Origin of the sequence: Vibrio sp. 397, from assembly GCF_033339395.1 — a bacterium.
In the GTDB taxonomy this organism is placed as follows: domain Bacteria; phylum Pseudomonadota; class Gammaproteobacteria; order Enterobacterales; family Vibrionaceae; genus Vibrio; species Vibrio alginolyticus.
The window spans coordinates 1-16599 of the sequence record NZ_JAWOUN010000035.1 but is presented as its reverse complement, the minus strand read 5'-3'; the positions used below and the strand labels follow the sequence as shown (position 1 = coordinate 16599).

13 protein-coding genes are annotated in these 16599 nt (G+C 45.8%); 9 read left to right on the top strand and 4 right to left on the bottom strand.

Annotated features, from left to right (window positions below; genetic code table 11):
- Positions 1 to 115 precede the first annotated feature (115 nt).
- Both R7P36_RS24530 and R7P36_RS24525 read right to left on the bottom strand, forming a co-directional pair.
- A complete protein-coding gene (locus R7P36_RS24530) occupies positions 116 to 3274 on the bottom strand; it encodes an efflux RND transporter permease subunit (protein WP_021707692.1) in 3159 nt (1052 codons plus the stop codon).
- Between the two features lie 13 nt (positions 3275 to 3287).
- On the bottom strand, positions 3288 to 4445 hold the full coding sequence (locus tag R7P36_RS24525; protein ID WP_017819797.1) for an efflux RND transporter periplasmic adaptor subunit: 1158 nt from the start codon (positions 4443 to 4445) through the stop codon (positions 3288 to 3290).
- A 518-nt stretch (positions 4446 to 4963) separates the two neighbouring features.
- Here R7P36_RS24525 and R7P36_RS24520 point away from each other — a divergent pair.
- Together R7P36_RS24520 and R7P36_RS24515 are read left to right on the top strand one after the other, a co-directional pair.
- Positions 4964 to 6481: a phospholipase D family protein gene (locus tag R7P36_RS24520; protein ID WP_017819796.1), complete on the top strand. Its 1518-nt coding sequence runs from the start codon at positions 4964 to 4966 to the stop codon at positions 6479 to 6481.
- A 90-nt stretch (positions 6482 to 6571) separates the two neighbouring features.
- Positions 6572 to 7159 (top strand): class I SAM-dependent methyltransferase, encoded by a 588-nt coding sequence (locus tag R7P36_RS24515; protein ID WP_017819795.1) that lies wholly within the window; start codon positions 6572 to 6574, stop codon positions 7157 to 7159.
- Positions 7160 to 7213: 54 nt separating this feature from the next.
- Here R7P36_RS24515 and R7P36_RS24510 read toward each other — a convergent pair whose 3' ends face one another.
- Positions 7214 to 7684, bottom strand: coding sequence for an ASCH domain-containing protein (locus R7P36_RS24510; protein ID WP_017819794.1), 471 nt, complete (start codon positions 7682 to 7684; stop codon positions 7214 to 7216).
- 200 nt (positions 7685 to 7884) lie between these two features.
- Here R7P36_RS24510 and R7P36_RS24505 point away from each other — a divergent pair, with 200 nt between their 5' ends.
- Both R7P36_RS24505 and R7P36_RS24500 read left to right on the top strand, forming a co-directional pair.
- A complete protein-coding gene (locus tag R7P36_RS24505; RefSeq protein WP_005373890.1) occupies positions 7885 to 8730 on the top strand; it encodes a tetratricopeptide repeat protein in 846 nt (281 codons plus the stop codon).
- Positions 8731 to 8743: 13 nt separating this feature from the next.
- Positions 8744 to 9139, top strand: a complete 396-nt coding sequence (locus R7P36_RS24500) for a DUF2391 family protein (RefSeq protein ID WP_005373896.1) — start codon at positions 8744 to 8746, stop codon at positions 9137 to 9139.
- A gap of 9 nt (positions 9140 to 9148) precedes the next feature.
- Here R7P36_RS24500 and soxR read toward each other — a convergent pair whose 3' ends face one another.
- Positions 9149 to 9583: a redox-sensitive transcriptional activator SoxR gene (soxR, locus tag R7P36_RS24495; RefSeq protein ID WP_005373898.1), complete on the bottom strand. Its 435-nt coding sequence runs from the start codon at positions 9581 to 9583 to the stop codon at positions 9149 to 9151.
- Positions 9584 to 9784: 201 nt separating this feature from the next.
- On the opposite strand from soxR, the gene R7P36_RS24490 reads away from it, so the two are divergent.
- The 5 genes from R7P36_RS24490 (at position 9785) to fusA (ending at position 16496) form a co-directional block, all read left to right on the top strand.
- Positions 9785 to 10993, top strand: a complete 1209-nt coding sequence (locus tag R7P36_RS24490) for an MFS transporter (RefSeq protein ID WP_017635140.1) — start codon at positions 9785 to 9787, stop codon at positions 10991 to 10993.
- A gap of 154 nt (positions 10994 to 11147) precedes the next feature.
- Positions 11148 to 12029 carry a LysR family transcriptional regulator gene (locus R7P36_RS24485; RefSeq protein ID WP_017819793.1) on the top strand — a complete coding sequence of 294 codons (882 nt, stop codon included), beginning with the start codon at positions 11148 to 11150 and terminating at the stop codon, positions 12027 to 12029.
- Between the two features lie 101 nt (positions 12030 to 12130).
- Positions 12131 to 13135 carry an N-acetyltransferase DgcN gene (dgcN, locus tag R7P36_RS24480; RefSeq protein WP_005373907.1) on the top strand — a complete coding sequence of 335 codons (1005 nt, stop codon included), beginning with the start codon at positions 12131 to 12133 and terminating at the stop codon, positions 13133 to 13135.
- Positions 13136 to 13185: 50 nt separating this feature from the next.
- Positions 13186 to 14178 carry an N-acetyl-D-Glu racemase DgcA gene (dgcA, locus tag R7P36_RS24475; protein WP_017819792.1) on the top strand — a complete coding sequence of 331 codons (993 nt, stop codon included), beginning with the start codon at positions 13186 to 13188 and terminating at the stop codon, positions 14176 to 14178.
- A 293-nt stretch (positions 14179 to 14471) separates the two neighbouring features.
- Positions 14472 to 16496 carry an elongation factor G gene (gene fusA, locus R7P36_RS24470; protein WP_213900144.1) on the top strand — a complete coding sequence of 675 codons (2025 nt, stop codon included), beginning with the start codon at positions 14472 to 14474 and terminating at the stop codon, positions 16494 to 16496.
- The last annotated feature ends 103 nt before the right edge of the window (positions 16497 to 16599 follow it).

Genomic DNA, 16599 nt, shown 5'->3' with positions numbered 1-16599 from the left:
GTAGTTTTACAGGCAAAGCCGAAACGGATGATAACCACCTACTGAAGTAGGTGGTTTAGGGCTGAAAACAAAAAAGCAGCCCGAAGGCTGCTCCTAATCGTTAACATCAAGCTTGTTAACTCGATACGCTTGCTTCAACGCTCGACGTCACTGGCGACTTTCTGAAACGATTAATCAAACGATGGATAAACCTCTTAATCGATCTGAAAATATTTTTCATATCTTCAAGCATTAAATACAAACAAGGCACCAACACTAAAGTCAGAACCGTTGCGTACAACACCGCAAAGCCCAAAGCGACAGCCATCGGTATGACAAAACGCGCCTGCAAACTCGTTTCAAACATTATCGGCAATACACCCGCAAACGTCGTTATTGAGGTGAGCGTGATAGCTCGAAAACGAGCACAACCCGCCTCAACAACCGCTTGTTTGATGTTCATACCCTTTTCTCTCACTTGGTTTACGTAATCTGTCATAACCAGAGAGTCGTTGATAACCACGCCAGCAGCGGCGATCAAACCAAATGTCGACATCATACTGATGTCTAAACCTAGCCAGAAATGGCCCCAAATCGCCCCCGTCAGACTAAACGGAATGACGGACATTACAATCAAAGGTTGGGTATAACTTTTTAACGGTACAGCTAACAAGATGTAGACGATGATCATGCCTGCAATAAAGAACAAAATCTGTTCATTACGCTGCGCAGCCTGCTCTTCAATATCACCACCCAATTCTGTTTTCACACTCGAGAACGCTTGCTTCATATCCGGTAAGATATTGTCGTCAATGACCTTCACGATTTCTTGAGGTTCAACCAATTCTTCGTCTATCGAACCATAGACATAAACGGTTTGATACCCGCCTTCACGTCGAATGCTACTCACGCCCGGCTGCTCGTTGATCTTCACCACATCACCTAGCATGACCTTCTTACCTGCTGGTGTGGTAATCACAGCGTAACGCAATGATGAGAATGCTTCACGCGTCAATTGCGGGTAACGCACCATAACTTTAATTTCTTCACCATCACGAATAATGCGCTGTGCTTCGCCACCATAAAAGCTGCCACCAACTTGCTCTGCGATCATGGTAAGATCCAGACCGAGATCGTACGCTACAGGCGCAAGAGACAGGAGTACTTCTTTGCTTCCAGAATCAATAGAAGATGAAATATCATATAACCCTTCTTCCTGCTGTAAACGCTCTATCAAGTAACGCCCAGCCTCGTTGAGCTCATTGATGTTAGAACCAAACAACAAGTAGCCAAACTCATCCCTGTCACCACCACCCGCACTCTGCTCGCGGATTTTGATGCTCTTCATACCTGGAATAACAGGCATAGCTTCACGCCAACGTCGAGCCAGTTCAAATGTATTGAACGGGCGTAACTCTTCATCAACCAGAGGTACTAATACACGACCTTCGGTGCGGCTTCTGTTGTACGACAGCACATCACGAATCATTCCTTGACCATGTTCTGCAATGGTCTCAGATTCGATCTTTTGCATGACACGTTCAATAGTCTTGAGTGCACTGATTGTCTGCTCACTTGAAACGGTATCATTCATTTCAATAGTGATCGCAGGATAGTCAGTCGGCACTTTAGGGTTAGGGATCACCCGAACATAATTCGCGTTGATCAAAGCCGCGCTGATCAGCAGTAAACCACAGAACACCGCAAACACTGTCCAGCGCCAATGGGTGCATGTTGTTACAAAGTTACGATATGGACCATTTACAAAACCAAAAAAACGTTGGTTAAATCGGTCACGCCAGCCACCTGGTTTAACTGGCTTAAAATGGGTATGCGCCAAGTGCGCTGGTAGGATCAACTTTGATTCAATCAAACTGAAGATCAAACAAAGAATCACGACCCCCGCGATACCATAAAAGAAGGCACTATCAATACCGCTAGACAACAAGAAAGGGGCAAACACCGCAATTGTGGTTAACACACCGAAAGTGGCTGGTGTGGCAACACGTTTTACACCACGAACCACGTTTTCGACGCCACCGCCTTTTTCTTCAATTTCGCTGTAAGCGCTCTCTCCCATCACGATGGCGTCATCAACTACAATACCGAGCACCATGATGAAAGCGAACAGCGAGACGATGTTCACTGTAATACCCAAAGCTGGCATCATCATCACCGCACCAAGGAAACACACTGGTAAGCCGATCATTACCCACATAGCCAAGCGGAAACGTAGGAAAATGGTCAGCATAATCGCGACTAATGCAGCGCCTTGCAGCAAGTTTTTCAACATCATGTCGAGACGCCCATTTAAATAATAAGTCGTATCAACCAAGACTTTGAGCTTAACATCCTGCGGCAATGTCTTGTTTTTTGCTTCAATATAATTACGAACGGACTGTGCAACAGGGATAATGTTCTGATCACGAGTTGCTTCAACAGACATGTAGATCGCATTTTGACCTGAGTATTCAAAGTAGCGCTCTTCTTCCGTAAAGCCATCTTTTATTGTGGCAATATCTTGCAACAGAACCTTTGCACCATTTGCGCCAAGCTTTACAGGAATATTTCTAAACTCATCACCACGGTAGTATTGGTTTTCAATCCTTACTGCAATCATCCCTGAGTTTGTTTTTACTTCGCCCGCAGAAAAGTTGGCTGAGTAACGGCTGATCGCGCTGCTGATATCGCTCAACGTCAGGTCGTATTTACGAAGAACAAGTGGGTCAACTTCAATCGCTATTTCTTCTTCTGGCGCACTCAGATACACCAGCATGACGTTTTCTAACTGAAGTAATTCATCTTCGATTTGCTTAGCAATCGGTTTAAGCTCCTCGAGCGGTCGGTCCCCGACTAATCCCATTTCGATTACATCTTGGCGCCATTCAACTTGGTAAACATTGATTGGTTCCATACCCGCTGGTAAGTTAGACAAGGTATCAATACGTTGATTTACATCATCTAAGACACGCTTGATATCGGCATTAACGTCTACCTCGATAGAAACATACGCGCTACCTCTAGAGGCCGTTGAGACTGCTTTTTTAATCCCGGTGACGTCTTTAATCGATTCCTCGACCTTAACGAGAATACTCTCTTCTATCTCTTGAGGAGAAGCGCCAGGATAAGCCGCACGAACATCAATGTAGTTCACCTCAATATTCGGAAACATCTGCCTTTGAATAAAGAGAAAACTCACCACACCCATGATAATGATGAACACCATCAAAAGGTTGGCAGCGACGGGGTTATTCGCAAAATAGGCAATTAAGCCCTTTTGTTTAGTATCTTCCATGACAAACTCCTACTTACTGTACGACGGTTTCGGAGTCGTCACTCTTTTTTGCGATTTGTACCGCCATGCCTTTTTGAGGGTACTCTGGTAAGGTCAGTACCAACTTATCACTTTGCTCTAAGCCTTCGCCCACCAGCAAAAACTCACCTTCTGCTCTCAAAACCGTGACAGTTCTGGGTTGAAGTTGATTATCGCCATTCACCACCCACACGGTACGGTTTTTAACTAATTCCTGTGGCAAGCGGTAGATGTGCTTAAGTTCCTTACCAGTGAAGCTCACTTCAACGTAGGAGCCGAATTTAATTGGAGGCTGCTGGTTATCGACACCGTATGGGTCCGCGATTTGAATGACCATGTTAATCATTCGGGTAGCGCTATCAATCATGCCTAGATCACGAACTACTCGACCTTCTCTAGTGGTAGAAAACACACCTTGCTGCGTCACTGTCGCAGTGAGTTCACCAATGGATTCGGGTAAAAATGCACTATCAAAACCGGCAATGGGTACGTGCACCTCTGCCACTTCGATGTTGTTTAACGTGGCAACTCGAGAACCAGATGTAACAAATTGACCAACACCAATATCACGCTCAACAACCAGCGCATCGTAAGGTGCAACTACTTTGCAATTTTCTAACTCTCTTTTTGCTCGTTTGAGTGCCGCTTGAGCCGACTTCACTTGCGCTTGTGCGCTCAAAACGTGAGGCTTGCGTAAATACAGATCCGTCACTTGCTTATCGCTCAGTCTCTTTGCCTGACGTTTTGCCACTTCGGCTTTCGCTTGTTCCTCAATCAAGTTTGCGCGTGCACTAGCTAAATCGGCTTCAGCTTGTAAAACCGACGCTTCATAGTTGTCACTTTCAATTGTGAAAAGAACCTCTCCTCGTTTTACGATGCCACCCGTCACAAAATTCGGGTGCCAACTTTTAACTTCACCACTAACTTGCGCGGAAAGGTGTGTTTTTTCAAAAGGGACTAATTCACCGTGACTGGTAATCACCACTTTGTGATCGGTAGGAAAAAGAGAAGAAGCCTGAACAGTAGGTTCTGTAATTGCATCTTTGGTTGACTCTTTTTCCGGCGCAGTTGCGGCAATTGCAGCATATCCTGCATAAGAGCCTCCAACGACGACGAAGGGTAAAAGCCAACGTAATATGGGTTTTGCTAACATCGAAAATCCTTTTTTATTGTTGTTTTCAACACCACACTTTTATTCAGTCCATTGCTCCCGGTAAGCATGGTGGTGAGAGAATTGAATTTGAATAAACATCAAAGCGGCACTTGCCTAGTCTTTTAAGCAGCGAACTAGATAGTTATTGCCAATTCAAAGTTAATAAAATTAACAAAAAATTAACCAACTGCGCAAGTTGCTCTGACTTAACTTTTATTCTAAACAGCAAATGACATGCCAAGCATTTATTTATTAGAAATCATATGGTTATATAAAAAGCATTATTTTATCCAGTGTGCTATTGGTCATAATCACCAGATATTAGTGATTATGACCAATACGGCCATAATGATAATTAAAATAAATGATTATCTGCGCTCTAAAAGTTGAACTTAGTGCAGGCTCTATGGCAATTCATTGATTAATCGCTCGTTATCAAACGGTTCTGGGTGCATGTGGCGTCAGCTTAAGTCTATAATTTGGAGTAGGTAACACTCTGTAAGACAAGGAAATGTGCTTTGTTACAAACGCTCGCCAAGTTGCTCTTCCCCTCGCTGCTCACTATTTTATCGGCATGCTCATCCGTATCGTTGAATGACGCCAGTGAAAAGTCCACCAGCTTTCAGCTCGGTTATCAAAAGGATTCTGTTCTTGCGCAGTACTTTGAAGCTTACGGGAGAGACCCTAAGTCCATAACTGGCTTTGCACCGTTAAATCAGGGACACGATGCCCTTCTTGCTCGAACCTCTTTGATCGAGTCCGCCCAGAAAAGCCTTGATCTTCAATACTATATTTACCGTGGTGACGAAACGAGTCAGCTAATAACGTGGCGCTTGTATGAAGCGGCAAAGCGTGGTGTTCGAGTAAGGCTGTTGCTTGACGATATGCAAAAGCGAAACGACGATGTGATGGCTGCCCTCAATGCACATCCTAATATAGAAATCCGCTTATTTAACCCGCATCAGTATCGCGACTCCCGTTGGTTCGCTCTTGCTAGCGATTTTGAACGTCTTAATCGTCGTATGCACAATAAGTCTCTGATTGCAGACAGTGTTTCCGCCATTGTCGGAGGTAGAAATATCGGCAATGAATACTTCTCTTTTGAATCGCAAGTTGAGTTTGGTGATTTTGATCTTCTGCTCTATGGTGAGGCGGTACAACAAACTGCCGATCAGTTCGACCTCTACTGGAATAGCGCCTATTCGATACCAATGGAATGGATTACACCGAATTCACAGCAAATTACCGACCAAGCGATTCAAAAGCAGGTCAATAAACTCCGGTTAGAGGAAAAGTTTTCAACCGGCCGCTATGACTTCACTCAACTGGATATGTACCAAGATCTAAAACAAGGCAAACTCAAGCTCTACTGGGGAGAAGCGAAAGTATGGTTTGATCTGCCCGATAAAGTCGCGACCCGAGAGAGCCAACTTATTGATAATTTAACGGAGCTGGTTAAAAGTGTTGAGGATTCATTTGTGCTCATCTCTCCCTATTTCGTTCCAACTGAAGTAGGTACTCAAGCATTAAGTAACGCGGCCAAGCGAGGCGTTGATATCACGATTGTGACCAATAGCCTCGCGTCTAACGATGTGTTTGCCGTGCATGGTTGGTACGCAAAATATCGAAAAGATCTACTCGAAGCTGGAATCAAGCTTTGGGAAGTAAAAGCGAGCGCAAAACTCAAAAGTAAGTGGAGCCTCACGGGGAGTAGCAGAGCAAGTTTACACGCTAAAGCAATGACGATTGATAACAAAACACTTTTCGTTGGTTCGATGAACTGGGACCCACGTTCGGCCGCTTTGAATACCGAAATGGCCGTTGTTATCGAACAGCCAGAATATGTGCAAATGTTTCTGGAGCAACTGCCGAATCAACTGTCGAGTAACGCCTATGCCTTAACTCTGCGCGACGGGGACATTGTCTGGACCGACGTAAAAACAGGCGAAGAATACGACTCCGAACCAGAAGCAGGAGTATGGCGAAAAATGGGCGCTTGGTTCTCCGGAATATTACCGATTGAAGATCAGCTATAACAGCTGCCAATACTGCAAACCTCCCCAGTCAAGCAAAACAAAATGGACGCTAGTTTTGGGCAGGGGACACAACCAACATAAGGAAGTTCAATGCCAGCGCAATGGAATGAATACTATCAGAAAATTTTAAGCCAACCTCACCGCCCAAACGTGGAAAATGCCGTAAACCAACTTAAGATAGAAGGCAAAGTCGCTCTTGATATTGGCTGCGGAATAGGTCGAGACAGCCACTTTCTACTCGAACAGGGATTTAAGGTTCACGCATGTGATAGCAATGAAGATGCAGTAAAAACTTGTTTAACACGCTTTGAAGGTAATAAACGATTTTCGGTTTCGCAGTGCTGTTTTACTGAATTTAATTACCCTCAGTGCAGCTTGGTTATCGCAAATGCCAGTTTGTTCTTTTGCCCTGATACAGGCTTCAAACAAGTCTGGACAAAAATAGACAGCGCATTACAACCGGGCGGTATCTTCTGCGGCGATTTCTTGGGAGTGAAAGACTCCTGGGTTACCTCCGAAATGCACCCAAACATTACCGCATTAACAAAAAAGGAAGTGGAAAGCTTATTCGAAGGTTACGACCTCATTTCATTGCATGAAAGAGATGAAGACGGGACCACTGTAGTAGGAAGCCAAAAACATTGGCACATGTTTAGTGTGACCGCTCGAAAGCGCTAAAAATGGTCTCTCAGTAAAGAAAGCAGCACTTCAAATCAGTGCTGCTATCAGAGATTAATTGACGGGATACACCACTTCAAAACGCTCTAAAACCAGCGTACGTTTCTCATGCCAATCGATGTTCAACTCATCGCATTCAGCTTTAAAAAATGCAGTATGAGCATCACGCCACCAGTTTAAGGTTCTATCACCTTCGCCTTCTGCGTAGGCAAACTCTGCGGTTACATTCTCATATTTGCATGTACTTACGTCAGTAATTCGTATCACGCAAACCGGGTCCCCATCCCAATTCGTCACTACTTGTAAATGACCGACTTGGGGCATGGTTTCACCATGTTCTCGATACCAAAGCTCCAAACTGCACGATGCAGTTTTCTGTCCAATACGAACCAAGTCTGCGCATACATTCGCGTTGTATTCATCGGCACAATAATAGTCAGCACTGACTGATGGTACAGCTTCCCTTTGTTCTGGTGATAATAATTCTAGGAATTGTTCTAAGTAATCCTTAGCTCGCGCGTCCATGCTCACTCCATTAATCATAAATTCGCAAGGAGGATAAAAGATATCACAACAAATAACCACCAGGAACAAACTGAAAAACAACAAGAATATGACTTCTACGAAGACGACTGTTATTTCTTTTGTAATAACTTTGCTAAACGTTTGTGCTATTTGCTATTGTTGCATGGTCTATCTGTACTCTTCTCGTGAAAGGACGTTATATGCGCTTATTTATTGGTATTTTTTTCTCGCTGATACTTGCCTTGCCAACAATGGCATCGGAGGAAAAGTATTCAGAATCGGATCTGTTAGATAGACCATTAATGGAACGCTATATTTTAGATGAACTAAAAGCGCTGCGTCAGGACTATCAAAGCCTAGAAAAGCGAATGATCACAGAGATCACCGATCGCGAGCTAACGGTCGCAGATAAATCGTTGAACTATGCCAACGTGACCGTTACATACTTCTTCTACATCATTGCTGGTGTCGCATCTCTGATTGCCTTTGTCGGATGGCAATCTCTGCGTGAGTTTAAACACAACACCAAAGAGATGGCTGATAAACGATTGGAGAAGATCGCCCAAGAATACGAGAAAAAGTTTGTCGCCCTTGAGCGAGATTTAAAACGCAAAACTCGCATTATCAGTGAAAACAACAAAGAAATTGAGAAAATCAACGAGATCCATAACTTATGGCTACGTGCACAAAGCTCTCAAACTCCAGAGCAACGTATCGAAATCTATGATGAAATCTTGTTAATTCGTCCAGGTGATTTAGAAGCGTTGACGTACAAAGCCGACGCAGCGATGGAAATCAACGAATACCATTGGGCACTTAGCATTTGTAACCGCGTACTTGAAGTCGATTACACCAACGGCCCTGCACTGTATCAACGCGCGTGTGCATACTCTCGCCTTGGTATCGAAGAGCAAGCTATTGAAGACTTGGAACGCGCAATTGAATACAGCCCATCCATTCGTGATTTACTTGCCGAAGAACGAGACCTCGAATTGCTGCACGGTAATGAGCGTTTTGAAAAGCTCTTACATCTAGCAAGCGAATAATGGAATAAACAGCATGAGCAGCCACTTTAATCTAGAAGACGCTAGCCAAGTATTGGTTGGCGCTTTTGCCCTAGCAGTCCCGATCTCATTTTCGGAGGAAGCGTGGCGATTGGGTGAGAGCCTACCAATGGCAAACTTGCTCATGCTGTTAAGTCTTTCTGTCATTTTCCTCAGTTTTTTCGCGTATCAAAGCGTGTTTCAAAGCCACATCAAGAATCGCGTATCCATCTTTATTTTTCGTGTGGTTATCGCGTACCTCATTGCGGCCGTTGTGGTAGCGTTAGTTCTTTTCTGTCTTGATAAACTGCCACTCATGAATGAGCCTTTGGTTGCGATAAAACGCGTTATCGTCATCACAATGCCTGCTTCGATGGGCGCGATCGTAGTCGACAGTTTCGACAAAGAATAGAGATAATCGCTACTCTTCTTCTAACGTTAAGTTCGACCCCGAGTGGTCTTTCCCTAATACATCTTCTGGGTTTCGCAGTGCGCAGGTTTCTAACGACAAGCACCCGCAGCCAATGCATCCGCCTAAATCGTTTTGCAACGCTTTAAGTTTTTGAATCTTTTGTTCTAACTGTTCATGCCAATGGCTTGCCATTTCTTCCCATTGCGCTTTGTTAGGGGCTTGGTGTTTCGGCAGTTCATCTAACGCATGTTTAATTTCTTCTAACGACAACCCAACTTGCTGCGCTGCTTTGATCACCGCAACACGGCGCAACACACTGCGATGGTAGCGACGCTGATTACCTTGATTTCTCCAACTCGAAATCAGTCCTTTTTGCTCGTAAAAATGTAGGGCAGATACTTTCACTCCAGAACGTTTTGCCACTTCTCCTACGCTGATTTCCATCCTTGACTCCCTGTGTATCAATTTTGTTAAAAAAATGCTTTACCTCAAGCTTACTTGAGGTTTTAAAGTTGCACCATCTTAATTAACGCTAAACCCCGGCGATCTCAAGATAATGTGTTCAGCGCGAACGACTTGGTTGTTAAACACAAGACAGTTGGACATCAAGCTTTTGAAACTCATCGGGAGTTAGAGGCAAACATAATGAAAAATAAAACTCAGCCGTACTTAGCTGGCCGCTTCTTCGACAGCATTTCCTCTGGCTTATTCATGATGGCGCTGCCATGGGTCATGCTTTCCGAACCTAACATGGGTACATTCGTCGCTTTAGTTTCTCTGAGCTGCACCGCGATTTCTTTTCTGGCTACGCCTTTCTTTTCCACTTTAATTGACCGACATTCACGCAAAGTACTACTCGTGCTCAATCAATGGATTCAATCGGGTATGGCTTTGGTGGTGTTCATTGCTTATTGGTTAGGGTTTGAGTCACACTGGTTGCTGGCTTTTGCGCAATTGGTGTATTGGGTTTCGAGTAATTTTGCATGGACGACCAACAACGCCTTCACCCAAGAAAATTATCAGCACCATGAGTATGCGAAAATTTCGGGTCAGCAAGAAATTGTAATGCAATCCACAACCCTCGGAGCTGGCGCGTTGGGTATTGTTTTGCTTGAAATGTGGGGTATGAAAGAGTTTGCTTTGTTTGCGGCCAGCGCCTCTGCGTTAGCAGCGATGTTCTATATTCTGACGCCTTATACCCAACAATTAAGGGCGTCAAAATCCGTTGCTTTCATCGCGCAACTCAAAGAGAGCAAACAAATATTCCGTCTCGAACCCCGATTTTATGGCTTTATTCTGCTCTCTTGCCTCTCTTATCCTGCATTGACGTATTTGAGCAAACTGGTGCCGATTTGGTTTTCTGAACAAGGCATCTCTGGCGATTGGTTTGCAGGGTTCAACATCAGTTTTGGCCTCGGCTCGTTGCTAACCGGCTTTATTGTCACCAAAGTGCTAAGCCGTGCCTCCCATAGCCACATTATGTTCGCTTCGATGGTTATGGTATCTTTTGCGCTTATCGGGATGAGTTTTGCGATGAGCCCGCTGACCATCTTATTGTTTACGGCGCTGTTTGGCGTATTTAACGCGCTAAATCGCATTGCGAGAGTCAACTGGATGCATCACACCGTAGCGGTTCATCAACGAGGTCGCGTCGATGGCGGCATCAGCATGTTTGCCACCACCATTCAATCTCTCAGTTACGTCCTGATTGCAATGTTGAGTCATTACGAACTAACACAATACGGTTTTGCAATCGCAGCTGCTGTCATGGTGTTAGCAGTGATTTTGATGGGATTACTCAGTCGAGACGTCGAGCCGTTTAACGACCTGCCCCTTCATGCAGCAGCAAAGTGAAGCATAGAAATTGAGAAGTTGAGAAATTGAAAAAGCGAGATAGGAAGGCAACCAACATCGTCTTCCTATTTTTTACGCCAGCACTTTTACCTCTATCGCTTATCAGCAAGGTTGGGTATTCTGAGGTGACCAACATGAGCAGAAGGAATTCGCAGTGAATTTAAGGCAATTAGAAGTCTTTTACGCCATTATGCAAGCAGGAACGGTGTCTGGTGCGGCTCGCTTACTACACGTTTCCCAGCCCAATGTAACTCGAGTTCTCGCCCATACAGAACAACAACTGAGCTTCGCTTTATTTGAGCGTGTAAAGGGGCGTCTCGTTCCCACTCAAGAAGCCAAAGCCTTATTGCCAGAGGCTGAAAAAGTCTATCAACAACTCGGACAATTTCGCTCTCTGACCAACAAAGTCAAACAGGGAACTCAACATTTACGAGTCGGTGCCCCGCCTGTTTTGGCCGCACACTTGTTAGCGCCGACTGTCGCGTTGCTGTCGAAAGAGCACGGCATCTCCTTTGAGCTCTTAACGGCCAATCGCGATGAGCTGTGCTCAGGTTTACTGAAACATGAATTGGATGTCGCCATTGCGTTCGGTGAAGAAACGCCACCAGCGATCATGGGACACATGTTATTAAAAGAAAACTTGGCGCTAATTGCCCCTAAAAGCGCAGCGATACCCACAGAAAAAACCGTCACTTTAGAAGAACTCATCAGTCACGATTTACTCATTATCGGTTTAGATAGCCGAGACCCTTTGGGTCTATTGCTGCATCAAACCTTATCAGCGCGTGACGAGCATTATCAACATGCCATCACCGTCCGCAGCTACTCCGCGGCGGCTGAACTGGTGAAAAACGAAGCAGGATTCGCAATTGTAGACCCTTGGACTGCAAAACAATATCGCCAAGATAATGCCGTTTCCGTGCATGCTTTGGAGCCAAATATGTCCTTCTCCGTCTCTATTTTATTCGCAGAGCACACACCTCAATCCATTGCGACAAAGCAATTTATCACCGCCCTAAAACAACAGATGGGTTAAAGGTATAACCTGAAGTTATACCTGCCTAACAAATAAGCATTCGGTTTCCTAAATCAGTCTGGCTACATTAATGAGCAATAACGATGACGAAGGGAACCATCATGCAAATTGCTCAACCTTACCTACTCTTTCTTGGCGATGTAACCGATCCACTCGCAGCAAAAACCGCGCGTGGCATATACCAATGGCGACCTGAGATTTGTCTTGGCCAAATCCGCCTGACGCCAGAAACCGTATCGCTTGGTTTAACCGACATGACACTACAACAAGCGCAGCAGCAAGGAGCAAAAACGCTGGTGCTCGGCACGGCAAATCCAGGAGGCGTCATTCCCGAAGCTTGGCAAGCAACCTTACTTGAAGCGGCAGAGATGGGATTTGAAATTGCATCGGGCATGCACCAACGTTTGGCGGAACTTTCTCCTCTTGCCGATCTAGAACAACGCGGATTAACCAAACTGTATGATGTTCGCCATTATGATGCCCCGCTCAAGGTCGGCAATGGCAAAGCTCGCGCAGGCAAGCGAGTACTTACTGTAGGAACAGATTGCTCCGTTGGCAAAATGTACTCTGCCCTCGCCATTGAGCACACATTAAAGCGTAAAAACTGTCGCGCAGAGTTCAAAGCAACGGGTCAAACTGGAATTCTCATCGCAGGCAGTGGCATTTCAATTGATGCCGTAGTTGCCGATTTTATCTCCGGCGCAGTAGAAACGATCAGCCCTGAGTTCACCGATCACGATTGGGACATCATCGAAGGGCAAGGTTCGTTATTTAACCCTTCGTTTGCTGGCGTAAGTTTGGGCTTACTTCACGGCGCACAAGCTGACGCTCTGATACTGTGCCATGAGATTGGTCGCCCGCACATCCGCAACTTACCACATGCGAGCTTGCCAACCATTGAACAAACGATAGAAGCGAATCTGGCCGCTGCTCGCCTAACAAATCCAAACGCTCAATTAGTGGGTATTTGCTTAAACACTTCGGCGCTCAGCGAAGAAGATGCTGCCCAGTTATGCCAGGATTGGAGCGACAAATACCAAGTGCCCGTCACCGACCCTGTACGTTTTGGCGTTGATGCGGTTGCAGATAGGCTCCTTACGATTTAAGAAACATTTACGGTTTAGAAAATAACTGCGGTTTAGGGAAAACTAGTGAGATGAAAATTCATGTAGAACCTGTCACGATTGCCATGGCGACACCATTTCGCATCTCTCGCGGCAGTCGGACAGAGTGCCACGTAGTCCGAGTGACAATTGAACATCGAGGCATGACCGCCCAAGGTGAATGCACGCCATACCCTCGTTATGGTGAATCGGTTGAATCGGTGATTAAGGCGATTTCTCACGCCGCACATGAACTGCAAAGTTTGTATGCCAAAGGCGAAGCTGATGTCATGGTTCTCAAAAGCCAGCTTCAATCGTTATTGCCCACGGGGGCGGCAAGAAATGCATTGGATTGCGCCCTTTGGCATCTTCACGCGCTTTTGAGCCACAAGCAACAGGTTCACGACCTCTTTACGTTACCAGAGGCGATTGTGACGGCGATGACGGTTTCTATCGACACGCCGCAAGCGATGGCAAAACAGGCGCAGGATTACCTTAGCCAAGGCGCAAAACTGCTTAAGGTAAAACTGGATGGTGAACACGTGCTTGATCGCGTTGCCGCAGTACGCGATGCTGCGCCGCACGCGCAAATTGTTTTAGATGCGAATGAAGCATGGCAAAGCCTCGACCTCGCGACGGTATTTGCTCAACTCGAACCGCTAGACATCACCATGATCGAACAACCGTTGCCACAAGACTGCGATGACGTACTCGCCAGCATTCCGCACCCCATTCCACTTTGCGCCGATGAAAGTTGTCACACCAGAGAGCAATTACATCAGCTGGTTGGAAAATATGAAATGGTGAATATTAAGCTAGATAAAACTGGCGGGCTCACTGAAGCACTATTATTAGCCGACGACGCCCAAAAACTCGGTTTTAGCCTCATGTCCGGTTGTATGTTGGGGACGTCGCTTGCGATGCGCGCTGCCTTACCCATTGCTGCTCAGGCAAGCGTTGTCGATCTTGATGGCCCGGTGTTGCTCGGACAAGATGTAACGCCAAGCTTGGTTTATCGCGACGGCGAAATCGTTCTTTCCAAATAGCCTAAAAAATCCAGAGGTTTTGCTCCAAAAGTCAGAACCTCTGAGTTTATGATCTCGATTAAAAAACAATCAGCCCCATCATGAAATAAGTCACATAAATTATATGGTTATTGAGGCATGCTAAGATTCCAGTAGTCCAAGAAGGTGGTCTTATGCATCGAGTCATCCGGAAAATGACGTGGAAAACGAATAGGCGGTAATCCCGCCCTACTCCAATGCAGTGCGTGGGTTTCTATAACAACCCACTTCCTAGCAATTCGTAGGTTTTTCACGCCATCTTGCAAGGAGGCTCTATGCCTATCAACAAAATACGCAATATCGCTTTTGTCGGCCAAACCGGGACCGGTAAAACCACGCTGATAGAAAAACTGCTCTTCACCTGCGATGCCACGCACCATTTAGGCAGCGTAGAAAAAGGCGATACCGTTACCGACTTCGACCCTCAATCCATCCAATATCAACACAGTATTGAAGCAACGCCAGTCGCACTGCGCTGGAATAAACACCGGCTCAATATCATCGATACTCCGGGACAAAACGAGTTACTTGGCCGTACTATCAGCGTTTTTCCTGCCGTTGAAACATCTGCCCTTGTCATCGACCCTCAAACCCCACTTAACCAAACTTCCGATCGCTTATTCACCTTTGCTAAAGAGCAGCAAAAATGTCAGATGATCATCATCAATAAGCTCGATAACCACGGTAATCAGTTAGAAAGATTGATGGAGAACATCGTTGAGCATTTTGGTGACCACTGCTTGCCGATCAACTTACCTTCGGCTGACGGGGAATCTGTAGTTGACTGCTATTTCGAACCAGAATTGGGACGAGAAACCTTACTTACGACGGTAGATGAAGCTCATGAGACCTTGATTGACCAAGTTATCGAAGTCGATGAAGAACTAATGGAACTGTATCTGGAACAAGGCTCCGAACTCACCGCAGAGCAACTGCATGATCCGTTTGAAGAAGCACTGAGAACTGGACATGTGATTCCGGTCTGTTTTGTCTCAGCACAAACCGGCGCGGGCGTCGAGCTGCTGCTACGCACCTTGGCGGAGATCATGCCCATGCCAAACGAGGGTAACCCTCCTCTACTGGAAAAGAACGGCAAAAAAATCAAAGTAAATTGCGAAACCTTAGAGCACACCGTCGCACACGTGTACAAAGTCAGCGTCGACCCATATATGGGAAAACTTGCCTACTTACGTGTGTATCAGGGTGAAATCAATGCGGGCAGCCAGCTTTATATTGGCGAAAGCAACAAGGCATTTAAAGTTGGGCACTTATATCAACTGCAGGGCAAAGATAGAACCGAGATCCCTCGCGCGCTTGCAGGCGACTTCTGCGTTTTAGCCAAAGTGGATGATCTCGAATTCGATTCAATCGTTCATGACTCTCACGAAGAAGATGGAGTTCAACTCAAAACGTTGGACCTTCCTGACTCCATGTATTCTTTGTGCTTGAAGCCTCTTAAGCGTGGAGATGAGCAAAAATTAGGAGATGTGCTGAATAAAATTGCCAGTGAAGATCCTTCGCTGCGCATCGAACATCGCGCTCGCACCAACGAAACCATCATCAGCGGCCAAGGGGAGTTTCACCTCAAAGTCGCATTAGAAAAGATGGCGAACGTGTACAAACTGGACGTCGAAACCTGCCAACCAAGCGTCGAATACTTTGAAACCATCACCAAACCTGCCGAAGGGCATTATCGACACAAAAAACAAAGTGGCGGTGCAGGCCAGTTTGGTGAAGTGCAATTGAAGGTTCGTCCACTCGAACGTGGTGCCGGATTTAAGTTCATCAACAAAGTGGTGGGTGGCGCCATTCCAACCGCGCTCATTCCTGCTGTAGAAAAAGGTATTTTGCAAGCGTTAGAGGAAGGCGCGATTTCTGGCAACCCAATTAAGGATGTGGAAGTCACCGTTTATGACGGTAAATATCACTCCGTCGATTCGAAAGAAATTGCGTTTGTCATCGCAGGTAAGAAAGCCTTTTTAGATGCGATTAACAACGCAGATCCTATTGTGCTAGAACCCATTGTCCAGATGGAACTGCACATCCCAACCGCGAACGTTGGCGATGTTTCTGGAGATTTATCTGGAAACCGAGGCTTAATCGAAGGCACCGAGCCAATCGACAGCAGCTTCACCTTACTCAGAGCCAAGTCACCTGTAAACGAGCTGCAAGATTACGCTCGTCGATTACGCTCTATCACTGGTGGTGAAGGCAGCTTTAGTATGACCTTAAGCCATTACGAGCCTGCGCCACCAGCAGTGCAAAAACAGGTCTGCCAAGGCAGTACACAACAAGGTTAATTCCCTAAGATTCAAATCAATCACATAAGTAAATTACCACCTTCTAAAGAAGGTGGCTTTGTGTGAGCCCCCTAAAAGGGGGCCTTTGTTTAGTCCAGCGCCA

What these genes read in the sequence shown, in the direction of transcription:
- dgcN (WP_005373907.1), top strand. Translation starts at nt 12,131, where the DNA reads ATGCAAATTGCTCAACCTTACCTACTCTTTCTTGGCGATGTAACCGAT.
- fusA (WP_213900144.1), top strand. Translation starts at nt 14,472, where the DNA reads ATGCCTATCAACAAAATACGCAATATCGCTTTTGTCGGCCAAACCGGG.
- dgcA (WP_017819792.1), top strand. Translation starts at nt 13,186, where the DNA reads ATGAAAATTCATGTAGAACCTGTCACGATTGCCATGGCGACACCATTT.
- R7P36_RS24490 (WP_017635140.1), top strand. Translation starts at nt 9,785, where the DNA reads ATGAAAAATAAAACTCAGCCGTACTTAGCTGGCCGCTTCTTCGACAGC.
- R7P36_RS24510 (WP_017819794.1), bottom strand. Translation starts at nt 7,684, where the DNA reads ATGGACGCGCGAGCTAAGGATTACTTAGAACAATTCCTAGAATTATTA.
- R7P36_RS24505 (WP_005373890.1), top strand. Translation starts at nt 7,885, where the DNA reads ATGCGCTTATTTATTGGTATTTTTTTCTCGCTGATACTTGCCTTGCCA.
- R7P36_RS24500 (WP_005373896.1), top strand. Translation starts at nt 8,744, where the DNA reads ATGAGCAGCCACTTTAATCTAGAAGACGCTAGCCAAGTATTGGTTGGC.
- R7P36_RS24530 (WP_021707692.1), bottom strand. Translation starts at nt 3,274, where the DNA reads ATGGAAGATACTAAACAAAAGGGCTTAATTGCCTATTTTGCGAATAAC.
- soxR (WP_005373898.1), bottom strand. Translation starts at nt 9,583, where the DNA reads ATGGAAATCAGCGTAGGAGAAGTGGCAAAACGTTCTGGAGTGAAAGTA.
- R7P36_RS24525 (WP_017819797.1), bottom strand. Translation starts at nt 4,445, where the DNA reads ATGTTAGCAAAACCCATATTACGTTGGCTTTTACCCTTCGTCGTCGTT.
- R7P36_RS24515 (WP_017819795.1), top strand. Translation starts at nt 6,572, where the DNA reads ATGCCAGCGCAATGGAATGAATACTATCAGAAAATTTTAAGCCAACCT.